Genomic DNA, 17,907 nt, shown 5'->3' on the forward strand with positions numbered 1-17,907 from the left:
AGCGTTAAAGCAAAGCTAAAACCAAGCTAAACCGCGTCTTGGCTAGCGCCGGTCGCTGCCGCTCTGTCTACACAGACGTGCACCTCGACACTCACATGCACCAGCCCGAGAGATGTCGGTATACGCGCCTTGTAATCGGCCGGAGAAACCGGCCCATGAGCCACCAGGGCGATCTGCGCGGAGTAGATCCCAGGACCGATCGACCAGAGATGCAGATCGGTCACCCGGCTGTCGCCATCCTGCTCTATGGAATCCCGCACGCGACTTTGCAGCGCCTGCGGCGCCTGGCTGTCCAGCAACACCGCTGCGGTTGAGCCCAGCAGGCCATAGGACCAGCGTGCAACCAGCACCGCTCCGACGATGCCCATCACCGGATCCATCCAGACCCAGCCGAAGTACTTGGCGCACAGCAACGCCAGGATCGCCAACAGCGAGGTCAGTGCATCGGCCATTACATGCAGATATGCAGACTTCAGATTATGGTCGTGGTCGTGGTCGTGGTCGTGGTCGTGGTCGTGGTCGTGGTCGTGGTCGTGGTCGGCCCGATGATGCTTATCGCCATGATGAGGATTCAAGTCATGGCTGTGTGCTTGAGAATCCTTGGAGTGGTGCATGCCCTGGTGATCATGATCGTGACCATGGTGATGTCCTCCCAGGATCAGCACACTGGCTCCATTCACCGCCAGGCCCAGCACGGCAACGCCAATCGCCTGGTTAAATGCAATATCGACCGGATTGACCAGGCGAAACACACTCTCGGCACCCATGTAGAGAGCAAACACCGCCAGCAGTACCGCGCCGCTGAATCCACCCAGCGCATTCACCTTGCCGGTACCAAAACTGAAACGCCGGTCCCTTGCGTGGCGCCGGGCATAGACATAAGCGAAGGCGGTAATCCCCAATGCTACCGCATGCGACGCCATGTGCAGCCCGTCGGCGAGCAGCGCCATGGAGCCAAATTTGATGCCAGCGAAAATCTCCACCACCATCATCAGCGCAGTCACGGCGATGACAATCAGGGTCCGTGATTCCCCGGGCCGACGCAGATCCTGATCGAAAGTATGGTCATGCTGCCAGGGCTGAAGATTATCTTTATGCATCGCTGTGAGAGTCCTGATTCAGTTTTTGCTGGCCCGCAGTTTATAGCAACAATTTACAACAACGGCAGGCGCTCGAAACAATTAAGCCCGAGTTGTTTGCTCTCCTGCACTAAAGGCCAAGCTCAATCAGCTTTACCGGTATCCCCCGGGTGCATCAGATCACCGCTCCCCTGCTCTAACGCTATTATAAAAGTTCTCTCTGAGTCTGGAGTCCAGCGAGCATTAAATGGCCGAAGGCAGATCTTTGTCTGGAGCCCGACTTGCTGCAGAATGGTGACCGAGTGAGCCATCGTTCCATCTTTTGATTCGCAGGGCCTGCATGAAGAATTACAAATTAACAATTATCGGAGCCGTTTGTGCGCTGCTCGTTTACCTGGGCTCTATGGTTTTTAAGGTCGAACTCTTTGAGCTGCTGCTCGAGCTTCTCGATGAACTGGAACACCTGGAAATAGATGAGCTGATCATACCGCTGCTGGTCTTTATCACCTTTTTCGTGGCCGATTCGGTACGCAGGAGTAGAGCCGACCGCATCGCTAAGGAGAAAGTGAAGATCTACCAGGCCATGGTTCAATCGACACACCATGTGCTGAACAACCTGCTCAACCAGATGCTATTCGTGAAGATGAAAGCTGAAGACACCCCAGGTTTTGACCCCGAAGTGATCGATATCTACGACAAGATTGTCGAAGATGCGGAAACCCAGATCCATGCGCTAAGCAATGTCACTACGGTTTCCGAAGAGAGCATCCATGACTCGGTGCGGCCGAAATAATGTAACTCCTCCGCAAAACGCATTAACTGAACGGGATTAGCCGTTTCAACGAAGTAGCAGTTCTTCATTGATCGAGATAAAAGCGCTGGCCGCGTTGATTAAAGAAGACGCTGTCAGCTGCGGCACGCCGTAGACCTCGACCCGCTTACCTTTTTCACGCAGCTTGTTGGCCAGCAGATCGAAATCGCCATCGCCGGACACCAGCACGACAATATCCGCCTGTTCGGCATACTCCAGCGCGTCGATGGTGATCCCCACATCCCAGTCGCCCTTGGCGGAGCCATCGGCACGCTGGATAAACGGCTTGAGCTTCACCTCGAAGCCGATCGCGCGCAGGATATTCTGGAACTCGCGCTGTTTTTGATCGCCGCGGTCCGTGGCATAGGCGAACGCTTTCACCACTTCCCTGTCGGCAGTGGCACGCCGCCAGAAGCGGTTGTAGTCGAAATTGCGCTGATAGATTTTACGGCTGGTGTAGTAGACGTTTTGCACATCCACCAAAAGGACAACTCGTTGCACGGGCTCGTTCTCACGCGGGTGAGCGTCAAGGCTCACCTGTTTTTACAGCGAGGGCAAGTTTTGCATCTACATAGATGAGCCTTGCGCCGCGCACTCCAGAAGCGCTCCAGTACCGGACACACGAAAAAAAGGGCGCCACTCAGACGCCCTTGTAACACTAACCCTTAATCCCTGGTTTCCTACTGCGTTGCAGGCTCCGGCTTAACAGCAGCTTCAGACCAGCCGCCGCCGAGCGCTTTATAGAGCTCGATTTTCGAGGTCATCTGTGCAAGCTGGTCGGTCAGCAGCGTTTGGCGCGCGGACAGCAGTTGGCGCTGGGCATCCAGCAAGGTGAGGTAGTTATCGACACCTTCGTCATAGCGTTTTTGCGCCATTTCGCTGTACTCGGTGGCCGAGTCCACCAACGCCTGCTGGCTATGGATCTGCTTATCCCAGGTGCCCTTGGCTGCCAGCCCATCCGTCACTTCCCGGAATGCGCGCTGAATCGACTGCTCATAAGTGGCTACGCCGATATCCTTCTGGATCTCAGCGTAATCCAGGCTTGCCTTGAGCCTACCGCCATTAAAAATGGGGAGATGGATCTGCGGCGTAAAGCTCCAGGCTGCAGAACCCGAATCAAACAGTCCACTCAAATGCGTACTGGCACTCCCCGCACTACCGGTTAGTCTGATGCTGGGAAAAAACGCCGCTCTGGCCGCGCCGATATTCGCATTGGCCGCCATCAGTTGATGCTCAGCAGCACTAATATCCGGGCGCTGCTCGAGCACGCCGGCAGGCAGACCTGCCGGAATCTCAGCAAGCAGTGGCGCGGCCAGATCCGTAGCGGGCAGATCCTGCGGAACCGGGCTGCCCAGTAGCAGCGCCAGGGCATTCTTGTCCTGTGCGACCTGACGGGTAAAGGCATGAACCTGCCCCTCGGCGCTGTATACCAGCGTTCTCGCCTGACGCACATCAAGGCCTGAGGCTGTACCAGCGCCACTGCTGGCCTGCACCAGTTCCAGATTATGGCGGTAGTTTTCCAATGTGGAGCGGGTGACACTCAGTAGCTGCTGATCGGTACGCCATGTCAGATAGGCGATGGCGACATTGGCGACCAACCCCAACTGCACGCTGCGTCGTGTGTCATCACTGGCCAGGTAAGTTTCCAAGGCCGCCTTATCCAGGCTGCGCACCCTGCCCCATAGATCGACTTCATAACTCGTCAGCCCCACCTCCAGACTGCTGTTGCCAGCGGTGGTTTGCTGCCCGCCCGGTGCAAGATCACCAGGCACTCTTGAGCGCCCGCCACGGCCATCAATGCCGACTTCAGGCATCAGCGCTGCACCCTGAATACGGTACTGGGCGCGATAGGCATCGACATTCAACAGCGCCTTGCGCAGATCCCGGTTATTTTCCAGCGCCAGCGCCACCAACTGATGCAGTGCAGGATCCTGAAAGAAGGTATTCCAACTGATTTGCGAGGCATCGCCGTCGGCCGCAGCTGAATACGCAGCGCCTTCGGGGTAGGCGTTCGGTACGGGGGCCTCAGGACGTTGGTAGTCTGGGACCAGACTGCACCCACCCAACGCCATCGCGGTCACTAAAAGCAGGGGCCTACGCATTATTCTGCCCTCCTGCATCTGTCTCGATGATCTCAGCACCAGACTTTTTGCGGCTGAACAGTTTTGTCACCGACACATAGAACAGGGGTACGAAGAAAATGGCCAGGAAGGTAGCGGCCAACGTGCCACCCACCACTGAAGTGCCAATTGAATGCTGGCTGCCGCTGCCCGGACCGTAGGCGCGTGCCAAGGGTAAGGTGCCCATGACAAAGGCGATGGAGGTCATAATGATTGGTCGCAGTCGCATACGTGCCGCCTCGGCTGCCGCCTGCATCAGCGAGCGCCCCTGCTGCTCATACAGCTCTTTGGCGAACTCGACGATCAGGATGGCGTTTTTTGCCGCAAGTCCCATGGTCGTCAGCATCCCCACCTGGAAGAACACATCGTTGGAGAGGCCTCTGCCCAGAGTAGCCACCACCGCGCCCAGGATCCCCAACGGCACCACGAGCATGATCGATACCGGCACCGACCAACTTTCGTATAGAGCCGCCAGGCACAGGAACACCATGATCAGGGACAGGACATAGAGCGTGGTTGACTGGGAACCTGCCGCCCGCTCCTCGTAGGAAAGCCCGGTCCAGGCCACGCCAAAGCCGGTCGGCAGTTTGGCGGAGATGCGCTCGATAGCGGCCATGGCATCGCCAGTGCTGTAGCCTTCGGCTGGCTGTCCCAACAGCTCTACAGACGGGATACCGCCATAGCGCTCCAGCTTCGGAGAGCCGTAGACCCAATCGCCCGAGGCAAAGGCGGAGAAAGGCACCATCTGGCCGGCGGCGTTGCGCACGTACCATTTATCGAAGTCTTCCGGCGAGATGCGTGCATCCATTTCACCCTGGACATACACCTTCTTGACCCTGCCCTTGTCGATGAAGTCATTGACATAGGTCGAGCCCCAGGCCACCGACATGGTGTTATCTATCGACTCAATTGAGACCTGCAGCGCGCGGGCTTTCTCGTCATCAATGGTGACCTGGTACTGGGCCTCGTCATCCAGACCATTGGGCCGGACGATAGCCAGTGCAGGCTCGGTTTCTACCAATTGCAACAACTGGTTACGCGCGTCCATCAGCGCAGCATGACCGCGGGCACCGTTGTCCTGCAGGAAGAGGTCGAAGCCGGTTGCGTTACCCATTTCCATGATGGCCGGCGGTACGATCGAAATCACGTTGGCATCACGAAGGGTATCCGCAAACTGCGTGATGCGCTGAGAGATAGCGAAGGCCGAGTTTTTGCTTGAGATACGCTCTTCAAAAGGCTTCAGCCGCACCCAGACCACCGCCGAGTTCTGCCCCCGACCGGCGAAGTTGAAGCCGCTGAGGCTGAACGCAGAGACCACCCCTTCCTTCTCATCCTCAAGCAGATAGTCCCGCACCTGATTGAGCACCGCCGCTGTGCGTTCCGCGCTGCTGTTCGGCGGCGTCTGGATCTGTACGATGAGCAACCCCTGGTCTTCATCCGGAAGAAACGCCGTTGGCAGGTGATGGAACAGCACGGCCACCCCGGCCAGAAGCAAGGCATAAACCGCGAAGGTGCGTTTGGGTTTACGCAGAATTTTCGACACTGAGGCTTCATACCGATCGGTATTACGCTCGAACACGCGGTTGAACCAGGCAAAGAAGCCGGTTTGCTTTTTGCTGCCAGCGTGCGCCTTGAGCATGGTGGCGCACAAGGCAGGCGTGAAGATCAGCGCAACCAGAACCGACAGCCCCATCGCGGTGATGATGGTAATGGAAAACTGGCGGTAGATAATGCCGACCGAACCACCGAAGAATGCCATCGGCATAAACACGGCACTGATAACCAGACCAATTCCCACCAGGGCCCCGGAGATCTGCTGCATCGACTTGTAGGTCGCTTCACGAGGGGAGAGGTGCTCCTCCGCCATCAGCCGCTCCACGTTCTCCACTACCACAATGGCGTCATCCACCAGCAGGCCGATCGCCAGCACCATGGCAAACATGGTCATCACGTTGATGGTAAAGCCACAGGCGTAAAGCACGCCAAAGGTACCCAGCAACACCACCGGCACCGCCAGTGTCGGCACCAGTGTGGCACGCAGGTTCTGCAGGAACAGCAGCATCACCAGGAACACAAGGCCAATCGCCTCGAACAGGGTATGTATAACCGAATCGATGGACGCCTTCACAGAGGGGCTGGTGTCGTAGGGGTAAACGACCTCTATGCCAGGTGGCAGATACGGCTTGAGCTGATCGACGGTGTCCTTGACACGCTCGACGGTCTCCAGCAGGTTTGCGCCGCTGGCCAGACGCAAAGCGATGCCTGCCGCAGGCTGGCCGTTGTAGTTCACATCAAAGTCATAGGTTTCATTCCCCAGCACCACTTCGCCCAAATCCTTCAAGCGAATCTGCGAACCGTCTGGCTGTACCTTGACCAGAATTTCCTTGAACTCGTCTGCGCTTTTGAGCCGGGTCTTACCAATAACCGTGGCGCTCAGCTCAACGCCTTTACGCGTTGGCAAACCGCCCAGGGAGCCAGACGAGACCTGCACGTTCTGGGCTGAAATGGCAGCGGTGACGTCGCTCGGCATCAGCTGGTAACTGTTGAGTTTGGCGGGATCCAACCAGATGCGCATGGCATTCTGAAAGCCGAACACGAAGAAGTCGCCCACCCCTTGGGTACGGGACAGCGGATCCTGAAAGTTCGAAACGATCAGGTTACCCAGGTCCCCGTAGTTCAACTTGCCATCCTTGGAGTAGATGCTCACCAGCAGCATGAAATTCAACTGGAATTTCACCACGCGAACGCCCTGACGCTGCACCTCTTCCGGCAAGTTGGTTGTCGCCAGTTGCAGCTTGTTCTGCACCTGAACCTGCGCTATGTCAGGATCAACGCCCTGGTCGAACGTGACGGTGATTTCCACGCTACCGTCGCTATTCGCGGCAGAGCTGATATAACGCAACCCATCAAGACCGTTCAACTGCTGCTCAATCACCTGGACCACCGTGTCCTGAGCGGTCTGCGCAGACGCCCCCGGGTAGGTGACGGAGATCTGAATCGCCGGCGCGGCGATATTCGGATACTGGTTCACCGGCAGGCTATGGATCGCCAGGGCTCCATCCAACATGATTGCGAGAGCAATCACCCAGGCGAAAATCGGGCGGTCAATAAAAAATCGAGACATCCTCCCCCCCTCAGTTTGCTGTCAAAGCAAGGTTAAGGTGGACGTTGGAAGCAGGCTGCGCGTCAACCAGCGAGTCGCCCCGAACAAACTGCAGCCCCTCGGTGATCACCCGTTCACCGGGTTTAACGCCAGTGGTGACCAACCAGGTGTTACCGACGGTGCGAACCGTCTCAAGGTCTCGCTGCTCAACATGGTTGTCCGGCGTAATGACCCATGCGGTGGCAACGCCGCGGCTATCACGGACAATGGCCTGCTGCGGCACCAGGATGGCGTTCTCGCGGACCCCCTCTTTGACCTGGGCGTGCACAAACATACCGGGCAGCAGGGCCCGTTCAGGATTCGGGAACACTGCGCGTAGCGTCACCGACCCGGTGCCCTGATCGACGCTGACCTCAGAGAATTTCAACGTGCCGGACAGCGGATAAGCGCTGCCGTCATCCAGCGTCAGGCTCACCTCGGCCTGATCAACGCCGCTAGCCTTGAGTTCACCAGCCTTCAGCGCACGTTTCAGTGCCAAAATGCGGGTAATCGGCTGGGTTACATCGACATAGATGGGATCAAGCTGGTTCACGGTCGCCATGGGTTCGCTCTGACCATCGGTCAACAGTGCCCCCTCGGTCACGTTGGAGCGACCGATCCGACCGGTGATCGGCGACAGCACCTTGGTGTACTGCACATTGATATCCGCCATGCGTTTATCGGCTTCAGCCTGCTTCCACGCCGCCACCGCATCATCATGCTCCTGCTGGCTCACGGCGCTGGCATTGAGCAAACGCTCGTAGCGCTCAGCCAGATTATGCGCACTGCGAAGATTGGCCTCTGCCCGCGCTTGTTGAGCCAGATAAGTACGAGGATCGATCTGGTAAAGCTGCTGCCCCTGCTTGACCTCTGAGCCTTCGGTGAACAGGCGCTTCTCCAAAATACCCGCCACCTGCGGGCGTACCTGTGCAACACGGTAAGCCGAGGTTCGACCGGGTAGATCTGTGGTTAACGTAAGCGGTGTTTCGGTGATTTCGTAATAGCCGACCGTCAAGGCCTGAGCCTGGGTCTCTTCCTGGTCGGCGGCATTGCACCCAGCGAGTAGCAGTGCTGAAAGGGGCAAAACGCGTAAAGCTGATCTTGAAAATGAAATGTCCATGGGTCTCCGCTACAGCAGCGCTGTCGCACGCAGATATCTGCGTGAGCAGGGTTGAGCCTGCTCGCAACGCTGGCGTGTATGTTTAAGGCAAAAGAGGTCGATGTCAGAGCTGGCTCAACATCGGCGGACGATTCTACAGTTCATCCCGGCAGGAATTAATTGGCGATAATTCCACTCATTTAGTCCCAAAATTCCAGTATTAAAGCTGACCCTCTAAGCAGTTCTGCTTCAAAACCTAGACTTCAAAGAACAGATATATCTTTGTTTTAAAAACAAAAATTAGAAATAAGGACGCCGCAGAAGTGAACGAATGGCGCAACCGACAGCGTTGCACGCTTGAATACGCCCTGGAAGCAGAAGGAAGAATCTGTACTGGCTTCTCGGCTTTATCTGGATACCGCTTTTTCGCCGAGTACGCAGCGAGCCATTACAGACTTAAAGAAGAGAGAAGAGATTCCCTGGTCGTTGCGCGGCCAGCTATCCTGGCCGCACTTATCAGGGCTTTACGACGCCTAACACGCTGCGAAGATCATCGCTTTCTTGCGGCAAACGTCACCGCCCTTAAACCAGGGGGGTTTTAGGCCTGATAACCCTCAACCCCTTTAAACGAAGCATAACCATCATCCACCATGACGGTGGAGCCGTTGATGGCACTGGCCTCCGGCAGGGACAGCAGGTAAATCGCATCGGCTATTTCGCGGGGCTCGATGATGCGCCCTTTCATATGCAGTTTGCCGCCGATCTCGGCGATCGGCGCATCGATCATAGCGGTGTTGACCCAGCCCGGCGCCACAGAGAGCACGCGCACGCCAAAGGGGGAAAGTTCTCGCGCCATCGCCTGAGTCACCATTTTCACCCCGCCTTTGCTGGCGTGGTAGCCGATGCTCTCAGTGTTGGCCATGGAACCGCAGATAGAACCCACATTGATGATGACGCCGGACTTCTGCTCTACCATCACCTTGCTGACAAAGTGACCGATGTTGATCGTACCCATCAGGTTGATATTGATGGTGTTATAGATATCGTCCAGGTAACCCGCCACAAGCGGCTCACGCTTGCCGACCACTCCTGCCACGTTTACCAGCAGATCGATGCGGCCATATTGATCGACAGCGGTCTGCACCGCTTTTTCGCAATCAGCCTGGCTGGTGAGGTTGCACTCGACAAAATGCACCTCGCCCAATTTGCTCAAACTGTCCATCGACTGACGGATAACCTCTTCACTATCCACACTGGCAACAACCACCTTGTCGCCTTTCTCAAGAAACTTCCTGGCCGTTTCCAGACCAATTCCCCGAGTACCGCCAGTCACAATTACCACATTATCCATTGCTGATTCCTTGTCCTATCCGAAGCAGGTAAAACCTATACCTATATAGTCGGGTTAAGTTTACGCCCTGCTTAACGCAAATTGCATGACGCAAATCCCGTGACAAAGGATGCCGGCGCTTCACCTATAAAAAACACCTCGACCGGCGAGGTGTTTTTCCTTTCAGCAAGCAGTGGGCTTGTGCAGGTCAGATGCGCCCGCCCCTGATATCCGCGAGCACCTCTACCTGGCCAGCTCAGGCGGTGGCATTACCCACGTCAAAGGCCGGGATCTGATGTTCGCTGAACCAGCCTGGGCGGTAGTCGGTCCAGCAGAACTTCCATTGGCCGTCCGGCTGGCGTCGTGCCCGCAGCTGATAATGGGCGCCGTAAATCCGGTTGCCCTGCTCATCCATCGGTCTCTCAGGAATGATCCGCGCGACGATCAGTTTAACGTGCTGACCATCGCCCTCATCTTCTATCCGCACCACTTCGGCGAAGTGCTGCCAAAGGGTGGCCAGATGGCGGAAGCTCTTCAGTACACCGATTACGGTATCGCGCCCCGAGAGATTACCCACCGGGGCAAAGCCGCCGGAGATATCGTCGTCATAGGCACTGATCAGCAGCCCCATATCGTTCTGGTCCACGCCGAAGGAGTAGCGGGCATAGAGCTCGTGCAGCGCTTCATCAAGAGATTCCGGTACGGCCGCCTTGGGCATGATCGCCCAGGGGGAGTGCAGTTCGCTGACCAGTACCGGCGCCTCATCACCCATCTGCCAACCGTTGGTGCCCGGCGGCTTGCTCCAGTGCGGCACCAGTCGGTTGTCACCGTTGGTCCAGTTGATCTGCAGGCGTACTTCACTGAACAGCCAGCGGCCCTCAACCCGTTCAAAACGCATCACCAGGGCAGCACCAAAGATAAAAGCCGCCCGTCCCATGCGCTGCGTCAGGCCAAACAGATAGACGCTGGCAGCCGCTTGGTCGCTGCCCGGCTCTACGGCCAGATAGCGGTTGGTCATTGCGCCCTGAAACGGGGCTTCCGCGGTGTCCTCGGCCAGCGCCGCGATAATCGCTTGCGCGCCCTGGTACTCACCGTGCTGGCTGCTGATCAGGCGGGCATCGCTGGTGAACAGCTCGCCGAGCCGGTCGGTGGTGCCATCCAGCCAGGCCTGTCCCAGCTGGTCGACTCGCTCACCAAGGGCCTGGCGATCTGCGCTGATACTCATCATAAATTCTCCTGTTGCAGTGCGGGTAAGACGTACTCGCCCATCTCTTCGATGACGGCCTGGGCGGGGCGGGACGAGGGTTTCAGATTCAGTGCCACATGAGAGACACCCAGCGCCTGGTGCTGTAGTAACCGTTCAGTCAGTGCCTTACGCCCTATTCGCACTACGTTGTAGAAGCGCTGGTACGGCGCATCCGGATCCGGGTCCAGATCAAAGAAGGTGGAATAGCCATACGCCGGTGCAAGCGCCTCTCCCGCCGCCCGCTTCAGATCGGCGAGAATGCTGGCGATGGCGTTGTCATCGTCCACCGACCAGATCCAGGCATCCACGTTTCTCGCCAGCCAGTCGATGGGCTGACGCGAACGCCCTACCGCGATGATCGGCAGGCGCTGGTTGACCGGCTTGGGGTGAAGGTCGAGATTGCCAAGCAACTTGCCGTAGTGCGTGGTTTGAACCCGCGGGAAACGGGTTTCGTGCATGTAGCGGATATACTCGATCCCCTCGCGGTAAAGCTCTGCACGCGAGTCGAAGTCCACGTTAAACGCGGGATACTCCACCGGGCGATCGCCGGTTGAAAGTCCGAGCAGAAAACGTCCCTGCGTCAGCTGATCCACCGAGACCGCCTGCTTGGCCACCGAGATCGGCTCACGCAGCGGCAGCACGATACCGGCGGTGCCCAGCGTGATCTCGCTTGTAACGGCCGCCAGGTACCCGGCATAAACGAGGGGATCCAGCATCTGCGCGGCATCGCCGAAGTTCGGGTCGTAAAACGGCACATCACGCAGCCAGATGCTGGCAAAGCCCGCCTGCTCGGTGAGCTGTGCCATCCGCTGATGTTCCACCAGGGTCGGAAACGGCGATTCCGGATAGGCCTCCAGCGGAGTCAGCAAGCCAACGCTCAACCGGCCCGGCGTAAACACGCGGCTAAAGCTCGCCGGCGCTTGGGTATAAGAGTCATACATCAGGGCCGACCTCAGACGCCTTCGCTCGGCCAGAGAACATCCAGCTCAGTGCGTTGAATACGCCATTCGCCGTTCACCCGCACGTACTCATCCATGTAACGGCCCACCAGCAGAAACGGATGCTGCGCCTGTTCGCGGTCGGTCACGAAGTCGAGCAGGTAGCAGCTGCCCTCGGCGGTATCGGGCCCGGTCAGTGTGATGCTGTGGTTGGTCACCGCATGCACGAAGGGAAAGTGCTTGCGCTCCTGGGTATCGAAGGCGGTATAGGCATCGGCCAGGCTCTGCTTGATCGCATCCAGTCCGATCATCGAGCCGACGGTTACTTTAACTTCGGCGTCCTCGGTGAACACCTCACCCATGCGCTGGGCATTGTTGGTATCCAGCAGAAAGCTGTAGTGCTGGCGCAGTTCACGGATCGCTTCTTTATCCAGCAAAGCGTTAATGCGTTGAAAATCTACTTGGTCTGTCATGGGATGCTCTCCTTAATACGATTGAAGGCACCACGCTGCTCATGCGGGATGCTGCTTAACATAGAGAACATTGTATTCCTTTCCCCTAAACTGATAATCCGGTTAGTATTCCTAACTTTTATTCCCATGATTCCACAATCACGGCAATTAAACGGCCGATTTCACAGGAGAAGGCCTGAATGAAAAGCGAAGACGTCCGTTTTGCCGGTGTACTTGAGTTTGTAGAGACCCTGCGCACCGGGTCTTTTACCGCCGCAGGCGCAAAACTCGGTCTGACCGGCTCAGCCGTGGGGAAAAGCGTTACCCGGCTGGAGAAGCGCCTGGGCACCAAGATGCTCCATCGCACCACACGCAGCCTGACTCCAACCCAAGAGGGACAACGGATGTTCGATGGCTGGGTCGCGATCCTCGATGAGATCGAGGCACTCGAACAAGGCGTGGTGGCCGGCAGCGGGACCGTATCGGGGCGCATGAATATCCACCTGCCCGCCGCCTTCGGCCGTCGTCATGTGGTGCCGCTGCTGTCACGGCTTGCAAAGCAGTACCCGCAGCTGGAGCTGTCGGTCAACTTTACCGAGCGTCGCATCAACCTGATTGATGAGGGGGTGGATCTGGTGGTGCGTATCGGCACGCTGGAGGATGACGCAGATTTGGTTGCACGCCGGCTGGGCCAGCAACGGCTGGTAATCTGCGCCAGCCCAGAGTACCTGGGGCGTTATGGAACGCCGCAAACTCCGGCAGAACTGACCGAACATGATTGCATTATCGGTAGCCGGCGTAGTAACCAACCCGCCTGGCTGTTAAAGGATGCCAGGGGACAACTGTGTTCTCAGGTGATTCGTGCCCGCTTCGACTACAGCGATGGTGATGCGATGGTTCAGGGCACACTGGATGGGCTGGGACTCTCGCAATTACCGACCTGGCTGGTCCACGATCATATCCAGCGCGGTGAACTGATAACGGTGCTGGATAACCATGCCGGCGCCGAGATGCCGATCCATGCGGTCTGGCCCCGCTCTCGCTATCTGCAGCCGCGCCAGCGCGTCGTCATCGATTGCCTGATCGAAGAATCCAGGCAACCGGGCTCCATTTACCAGCTGTAATCGCTCGCCTTAAAAGGCGTTACGCTCGACGACTTCCGGCAGCCAGATCAGATCGGTCAGGCCTACATCGAGCCCCGCCTGACTCAGTAGCGTAGTGATCTGTCCGCGGTGATGGCTCTGGTGGTTAAAAAAATGGGCCACGGCGAGCCACATCTCGTAACGCCTGGGTGCCGGGTTGACGATACTCATGTATTCAAGATCGCCTCTCAGCGCTGTATCTGTCAGCGACTCTGCCCACTGGACGATCTGCTCATCGGTCGCGACCCTGTCATGGCGAAGCGCATCAAAGTCAGCGTGTAGCTCCTGGTCGAGGCTCTCCAGCGGGAAGGGTTCGTCGATAAAGCGCCCGAGCCATAACTTATCGCCCACCAGCAGATGATTCAGCGTGCCGTGTATGGAGCTGAAAAAGGCGCCTCGGTCCTGCTTACGCGCTTCATCAGAGAGTGTTGCGCAGACCTCATACACCCGCTCATTCATCCAACGGTTGTAGGACGCCATATCCTTTGCCTGTGCTGCGATCATGACCATCACTCTTCAGTTCATTCAGGAGGAATGAATCTTCCTACATAAATCGAACAGATTTAAACCCTCTATTAATTCCCCTGGCGCCAAATGACACTAAAACTCTATCAGTCGATAGTTGCCGCGCCTGGAGATTCGCTAAGGAAGCAGACATGTGAGCAGCCGACAGGTTGGCCGTTTAAGATGCACGCCTTACAGTTACGCCGCCTATGAACGTGACGCTAATTCACGTAGCTATGGACACAATTAGACTAGTGTTAATCGAGTACATAACGCTTTAAAGGAGAGGACATCATGAGACTCACACTAAGCGTATGGATCTTCATTGCACTGATACTTACCAGTTTATCGGCGCTGGCAAAGCCCCCCAACCAGGCTCAAAGCGTGGCACCTCTTGAGGTGTATTCCATCAAAGTAGATTACGGCAACGGCCAGATTCTGGTTGAAGGCGCAGGTCTCGATCCTGCCTCAGCGACTGCTACTCTGGCCGGGGTCGCTTTGACTCTGAACCCAATTTCTACCGACACCCACCTGCTCTTCGATTACTCCACGAGCGTGGCGGAGGTTGTGAACAGCCCGGGTAACTATATCCTGGTGATCACGACCGCTGGCGGCAGCTTTACCACGTCAACCTTCATCCCCTTCGGGCTGGCCTATAACCCACCCAGCGGCGATCCATGCCCCTGCCAGGGTGAGTGGGATTATTTCAGTAGCACGGCTTCGCCCAATGGATACTATGGGTTAACGCCCTATTGCAGCGAAGATAATGCCGACTTTGTCACCGTTCAGTTTTATGACACGCCTGTCGGCAACTACTGGGTTTCGTGGACATCCTGGGATTCAGCGAGCGCCACTGGAAGCTGCGCGCAATACATCGATGGGCCGACACGTACTCTGACCACTGAGGATCAATTCAACGCCTGTGCAGGCTACCTCAGGAATATCATTCAGGTTTGGGGCTCGGGAGGTAATACCTGCCTCTATTGATGATTGAGCCATTCATACATACGGCTGCTGATGATGTCAGTAGCCGTATGTATAGCTCGGGCACCCAGACGCCGTCATAGCGATCTCTGAACCAGGAGCGGTTATTAGCGCTCGAATTTAGGGCGAAGGGTTGAGGGTGAACACTGCTGCCCAGGGATATACCGGCAGATAGGTTCGGACTTAACTTCGCTTAACTTCCTCAAGTTGATTACTTCTTTGCGGTTGCCTGGCGTAACTGACCGTCAGAATCTCCCATAAAACCCCTTCCGGTGCTTCCCAGTAGATATTTTTCCCGCCACTCCAGGTATTGACCGTCATATCCACCGATCCCATGGGAGTGCTTCGGTAAGCTATGCCTCTGCCCAGGAGCCTGCTGAAGATCGCATCGAACTCTTCTTCGCTCACTCGAAAACAGTAATGCTGCAGCGTTGGAACCGCATCCGTTTCATCGAATTCCAGCGTCAGTCCATCGTTGACGTAAACCGGCGTAAAGTGCCCTTCCGCCGAATCTCTCCAGGGTACGCCCAGCAGGGAAGCCAGCAACTCGGCAGACGCTCGTTTATCACGTACGGAAACGATCAAATGATCAAGTTCAACGCTCATTAGCGGACCCTCCTACTTTGCTGGCTCCATGTCGCCGCGTCCGGAGTTGGCTAGGTGCCTCATCTGACTGATACGCAACTAAGCTAAAGCCGTGGACTATCGGGGTAATTCAACAGCCCGTGTATTAACAATAGGAGGCGAGAAACCGGGAGGCAAAGGCGGACTGCCGGGGCAGAACGCCGCGGCAGCCCAAACGCGGAGTATCAGGGAAGGTTCAGATCGATACGCAGACCGGAGTCATCGAGCTCCAGTATGGCGGCATTCATCTCCCAGCTACCCATCTCCTTGACCGCCTCAAAATAGACGGTGCCGGACTCTTTCGAACCCTCAGCACTGAACGACATGCTCGCATAGCCCGAAGGGCCTGAGACCTCGATGCTGCCCATGGGCGAACCGGTTGCGATCGGCTCGCCCAGGACGGAGACGGCTTCCTGACTGGTTTCCAGCTTCTGCACCGCCAGCGTATAAGCCTCTGAACTCTTCATGCCGGCTATGATCGAGAAGAACAGGATAACGAATAGCGCGATGATGACGCCGAAAGCGATCAGCGCCGCCAGCGTCCATTTCCGCTGCACACGCTTAAAGTGCTCAACGCTCTCCCAGCGATTGTTGCGCCAGGCCCAGGCACTGCCTTTCGCACCCAGTACGAACGGCATCACCATATTCACAAAGGGCACGAACATCAGCAGCGCGATAAAGGTGTTGTTGCCTATACCCCAGATCCAGTTCAGCAGGAACGCGCCCCAGTTCCAGCGATCGATCTCAGCGGGAACGGTAGCTGACGGGCCCTGCCCTGACGTGTTTTCCATAACCTTGGTTTCCTCCATTTGTACGGTTATTCAATTACCTTGAGATTAAGGTGTCTGTTTTAGAGAGTACCGATCGAAAGCGGCCACTCCGTAACTGATGGCTATCGAGACACTCAAACGCCCCCAAGAGCCATCACAGCAGCGAAGGACACCAGCCGGCTAACGATCACCATCAGAATGATGTCAGGCCAGATACTGGCACCGCTGAACTTTTTAAGCAGCGTGAACAGAGCAACCAGAGATAGTACCCAGCCCAGTGTCGGGATCAGGGCCACCAAAGCAGCCACAGCTGCGGCGATAACGGTTTCGCCCAATGACAGGTCCACCGCCGTTATTTTGGCTGCCAACCAAAGAATGATGCCGCTGATCAGGGCATCCAATAGCAGAAACAACACCTCTTCCATGAGGGCTATCCTTGTTTTTACATCTTCAAATAGAGCTAAGGAATTGATTGTAATGGATTATATCTGGTTTGAAAGAGATGCCGCCCAAATCCGGGGAGAATTTTCCCGTCAGCACAGGTGCTATGAGATGGGGCACTGAGGTGCAACAGGCGGCTCTGCAGACCGGGAACGTCTCAGGCTATCCACTGCACGCAGCGGCAAAACGCTGATGCTACGCGACCTCGCGCAGCACCAGCTTTTGGGCTGCTCAGTAAGGTCGCTTCTTAAGAATGACGAACTTATTGATGGTCGTGTACAGACACACGGGGTAGATCGCTACAAATGCCAGGCTCTCAATCACCTTGTAGCCAAGTCGCTTCAACCCGCGCGAGTGAATATAGCGCTTGGAAAACTTCTTATAGGTCGGCGTTTTGTCCAGCCCCATCCCCTGAAAAGAGAACCCCAGGTAAAACACACCAGACAGGGTGCCAAGCAACTGATCTATGCGCTTAGGATAAAACGCGAATGTCGCACTCACGTTGTGTTCAATATACTCGATGTAATGCCAGCACTTTTTCGGCATATAGATCATATCGCCGGGGCTGAGGACCACATCGTAACAAGTCGCCTTAGCCAGATCCGGATAGCGCTTCATTGATTTATCAAAAGGCAGCTTGAAGTCGACTTCGCTGTCGCTTTTCAGCGGCGTTTTATAAATATTCCTGCTCTGTGACACATCAAACAGCAGCACTCTTTTCTTGCCGTGCAGGCAGACGTGGAGGTTGCTGTTCCTCTCCCGGTCAAAGTGCATCTTGGTCACACTGCCCTTACCACCGAAGAAATAGAGCGCCTTGCCCAAGGAGGATTTAAAGTACCTCGGCCTGAAGGGGATTTTTTTCCAGAGCGGTATTTTGTCGACCAGCTTATCGTTGATGTGGTCAGGATACATCTGACCAAATATCCTGACCGGCTGATCTTCCTTGATCCAGGATAAAACGTCTTGCAGCCTGGCCGTCGAGGACTCAATGATATTTTTACCCGAGTCATAACGGGTATAGCTTGTCTTTCCGTTATGCGAATCGATATAAAAATCCAGGTCAAAGGTGTCAGGAAAATCTGAGATTTTAAAGAGTATCGGCTTTTTGCTCTGGTAGATCAGGCGCTCAATCTCCGCCTCTTGTCCAGAACGATACTCAACGACCTCTATGTCAGCGCAATTCATCCAAAATCCCAAATCAACAACATTTTATTTAGTTATCATA

The 17,907-nt window shown here is 56.2% G+C and carries 17 protein-coding genes; 3 read left to right on the top strand and 14 right to left on the bottom strand.

The features are described from left to right. Positions 1 to 26: 26 nt before the first annotated feature. Positions 27 to 1,100, bottom strand: coding sequence for a cation diffusion facilitator family transporter (locus C4S72_RS06535; RefSeq protein ID WP_104002221.1), 1,074 nt, complete (start codon positions 1,098 to 1,100; stop codon positions 27 to 29). A 319-nt stretch (positions 1,101 to 1,419) separates the two neighbouring features. On the opposite strand from C4S72_RS06535, the gene C4S72_RS06540 reads away from it, so the two are divergent. After that, positions 1,420 to 1,872, top strand: coding sequence for a hypothetical protein (locus tag C4S72_RS06540; RefSeq protein WP_104002222.1), 453 nt, complete (start codon positions 1,420 to 1,422; stop codon positions 1,870 to 1,872). 45 nt (positions 1,873 to 1,917) lie between these two features. Here the strand turns inward: C4S72_RS06540 and C4S72_RS06545 are convergent, their stop codons facing one another. The 8 genes from C4S72_RS06545 to C4S72_RS06580 all read right to left on the bottom strand — a co-directional run bounded on the left by C4S72_RS06545 (position 1,918) and on the right by C4S72_RS06580 (position 12,238). Further along, positions 1,918 to 2,391, bottom strand: a complete 474-nt coding sequence (locus C4S72_RS06545) for a LabA-like NYN domain-containing protein (RefSeq protein WP_104003073.1) — start codon at positions 2,389 to 2,391, stop codon at positions 1,918 to 1,920. 179 nt (positions 2,392 to 2,570) lie between these two features. Then, positions 2,571 to 3,992 carry an efflux transporter outer membrane subunit gene (locus C4S72_RS06550; protein ID WP_104002223.1) on the bottom strand — a complete coding sequence of 474 codons (1,422 nt, stop codon included), beginning with the start codon at positions 3,990 to 3,992 and terminating at the stop codon, positions 2,571 to 2,573. Continuing rightward, positions 3,985 to 7,134 (bottom strand): efflux RND transporter permease subunit, encoded by a 3,150-nt coding sequence (locus C4S72_RS06555; RefSeq protein ID WP_104002224.1) that lies wholly within the window; start codon positions 7,132 to 7,134, stop codon positions 3,985 to 3,987. Before C4S72_RS06555 ends, C4S72_RS06550 begins: the two co-directional genes overlap by 8 nt. A 10-nt stretch (positions 7,135 to 7,144) precedes the next feature. Then, positions 7,145 to 8,272, bottom strand: coding sequence for an efflux RND transporter periplasmic adaptor subunit (locus C4S72_RS06560; RefSeq protein WP_104002225.1), 1,128 nt, complete (start codon positions 8,270 to 8,272; stop codon positions 7,145 to 7,147). 577 nt (positions 8,273 to 8,849) lie between these two features. Then, complete coding sequence (locus tag C4S72_RS06565) at positions 8,850 to 9,602, bottom strand: SDR family NAD(P)-dependent oxidoreductase (protein WP_104002226.1); 753 nt, start codon at positions 9,600 to 9,602, stop codon at positions 8,850 to 8,852. A gap of 235 nt (positions 9,603 to 9,837) precedes the next feature. Beyond that, positions 9,838 to 10,809 carry a nuclear transport factor 2 family protein gene (locus C4S72_RS06570; protein ID WP_104002227.1) on the bottom strand — a complete coding sequence of 324 codons (972 nt, stop codon included), beginning with the start codon at positions 10,807 to 10,809 and terminating at the stop codon, positions 9,838 to 9,840. Continuing rightward, the gene (locus tag C4S72_RS06575) at positions 10,806 to 11,768 is read right to left on the bottom strand and encodes a TIGR03571 family LLM class oxidoreductase (RefSeq protein ID WP_104002228.1); all 963 of its coding nucleotides are present in this window, start codon (positions 11,766 to 11,768) and stop codon (positions 10,806 to 10,808) included. The genes C4S72_RS06570 and C4S72_RS06575 overlap by 4 nt, the downstream gene beginning before the upstream one ends. Positions 11,769 to 11,779: 11 nt before the next feature. Continuing rightward, positions 11,780 to 12,238: a nuclear transport factor 2 family protein gene (locus C4S72_RS06580; RefSeq protein WP_104002229.1), complete on the bottom strand. Its 459-nt coding sequence runs from the start codon at positions 12,236 to 12,238 to the stop codon at positions 11,780 to 11,782. Positions 12,239 to 12,417: 179 nt separating this feature from the next. Between C4S72_RS06580 and C4S72_RS06585 the strand changes: the two genes are divergently transcribed. Beyond that, on the top strand, positions 12,418 to 13,341 hold the full coding sequence (locus C4S72_RS06585) for a LysR family transcriptional regulator (protein ID WP_104002230.1): 924 nt from the start codon (positions 12,418 to 12,420) through the stop codon (positions 13,339 to 13,341). A gap of 9 nt (positions 13,342 to 13,350) precedes the next feature. Here the strand turns inward: C4S72_RS06585 and C4S72_RS06590 are convergent, their stop codons facing one another. After that, positions 13,351 to 13,863 (bottom strand): DinB family protein, encoded by a 513-nt coding sequence (locus tag C4S72_RS06590; RefSeq protein WP_104002231.1) that lies wholly within the window; start codon positions 13,861 to 13,863, stop codon positions 13,351 to 13,353. 294 nt (positions 13,864 to 14,157) lie between these two features. On the opposite strand from C4S72_RS06590, the gene C4S72_RS06595 reads away from it, so the two are divergent. After that, entirely contained in the window at positions 14,158 to 14,850 is a 693-nt protein-coding gene (locus C4S72_RS06595; RefSeq protein ID WP_104002232.1) for a hypothetical protein, read from the top strand. Positions 14,851 to 15,030: 180 nt separating this feature from the next. Here C4S72_RS06595 and C4S72_RS06600 read toward each other — a convergent pair whose 3' ends face one another. From C4S72_RS06600 to C4S72_RS06615, 4 genes are all read right to left on the bottom strand, one after another. Then, complete coding sequence (locus tag C4S72_RS06600; RefSeq protein ID WP_104002233.1) at positions 15,031 to 15,453, bottom strand: VOC family protein; 423 nt, start codon at positions 15,451 to 15,453, stop codon at positions 15,031 to 15,033. Between the two features lie 203 nt (positions 15,454 to 15,656). Continuing rightward, a complete protein-coding gene (locus tag C4S72_RS06605; protein ID WP_104003074.1) occupies positions 15,657 to 16,262 on the bottom strand; it encodes a cytochrome c oxidase assembly factor Coa1 family protein in 606 nt (201 codons plus the stop codon). 113 nt (positions 16,263 to 16,375) lie between these two features. Continuing rightward, positions 16,376 to 16,666, bottom strand: a complete 291-nt coding sequence (locus C4S72_RS06610) for a hypothetical protein (protein ID WP_104002234.1) — start codon at positions 16,664 to 16,666, stop codon at positions 16,376 to 16,378. 247 nt (positions 16,667 to 16,913) lie between these two features. Then, positions 16,914 to 17,867 carry a cupin-like domain-containing protein gene (locus C4S72_RS06615; RefSeq protein ID WP_104002235.1) on the bottom strand — a complete coding sequence of 318 codons (954 nt, stop codon included), beginning with the start codon at positions 17,865 to 17,867 and terminating at the stop codon, positions 16,914 to 16,916. Positions 17,868 to 17,907: the final 40 nt, after the last annotated feature.

This window comes from Marinobacterium lutimaris (assembly GCF_900108065.1).
GTDB classification, from domain to species: domain Bacteria; phylum Pseudomonadota; class Gammaproteobacteria; order Pseudomonadales; family Balneatricaceae; genus Marinobacterium_D; species Marinobacterium_D lutimaris.

Bases quoted from the DNA above. Each gene is read 5' to 3' on its own strand.
- C4S72_RS06540 (WP_104002222.1), top strand. From the start codon at position 1,420: ATGAAGAATTACAAATTAACAATTATCGGAGCCGTTTGTGCGCTGCTC.
- C4S72_RS06570 (WP_104002227.1), bottom strand. From the start codon at position 10,809: ATGATGAGTATCAGCGCAGATCGCCAGGCCCTTGGTGAGCGAGTCGAC.
- C4S72_RS06565 (WP_104002226.1), bottom strand. From the start codon at position 9,602: ATGGATAATGTGGTAATTGTGACTGGCGGTACTCGGGGAATTGGTCTG.
- C4S72_RS06590 (WP_104002231.1), bottom strand. From the start codon at position 13,863: ATGATCGCAGCACAGGCAAAGGATATGGCGTCCTACAACCGTTGGATG.
- C4S72_RS06580 (WP_104002229.1), bottom strand. From the start codon at position 12,238: ATGACAGACCAAGTAGATTTTCAACGCATTAACGCTTTGCTGGATAAA.
- C4S72_RS06585 (WP_104002230.1), top strand. From the start codon at position 12,418: ATGAAAAGCGAAGACGTCCGTTTTGCCGGTGTACTTGAGTTTGTAGAG.
- C4S72_RS06610 (WP_104002234.1), bottom strand. From the start codon at position 16,666: ATGGAAGAGGTGTTGTTTCTGCTATTGGATGCCCTGATCAGCGGCATC.
- C4S72_RS06600 (WP_104002233.1), bottom strand. From the start codon at position 15,453: ATGAGCGTTGAACTTGATCATTTGATCGTTTCCGTACGTGATAAACGA.
- C4S72_RS06550 (WP_104002223.1), bottom strand. From the start codon at position 3,992: ATGCGTAGGCCCCTGCTTTTAGTGACCGCGATGGCGTTGGGTGGGTGC.
- C4S72_RS06575 (WP_104002228.1), bottom strand. From the start codon at position 11,768: ATGTATGACTCTTATACCCAAGCGCCGGCGAGCTTTAGCCGCGTGTTT.
- C4S72_RS06555 (WP_104002224.1), bottom strand. From the start codon at position 7,134: ATGTCTCGATTTTTTATTGACCGCCCGATTTTCGCCTGGGTGATTGCT.
- C4S72_RS06595 (WP_104002232.1), top strand. From the start codon at position 14,158: ATGAGACTCACACTAAGCGTATGGATCTTCATTGCACTGATACTTACC.
- C4S72_RS06605 (WP_104003074.1), bottom strand. From the start codon at position 16,262: ATGGAAAACACGTCAGGGCAGGGCCCGTCAGCTACCGTTCCCGCTGAG.
- C4S72_RS06560 (WP_104002225.1), bottom strand. From the start codon at position 8,272: ATGGACATTTCATTTTCAAGATCAGCTTTACGCGTTTTGCCCCTTTCA.
- C4S72_RS06535 (WP_104002221.1), bottom strand. From the start codon at position 1,100: ATGCATAAAGATAATCTTCAGCCCTGGCAGCATGACCATACTTTCGAT.
- C4S72_RS06615 (WP_104002235.1), bottom strand. From the start codon at position 17,867: ATGAATTGCGCTGACATAGAGGTCGTTGAGTATCGTTCTGGACAAGAG.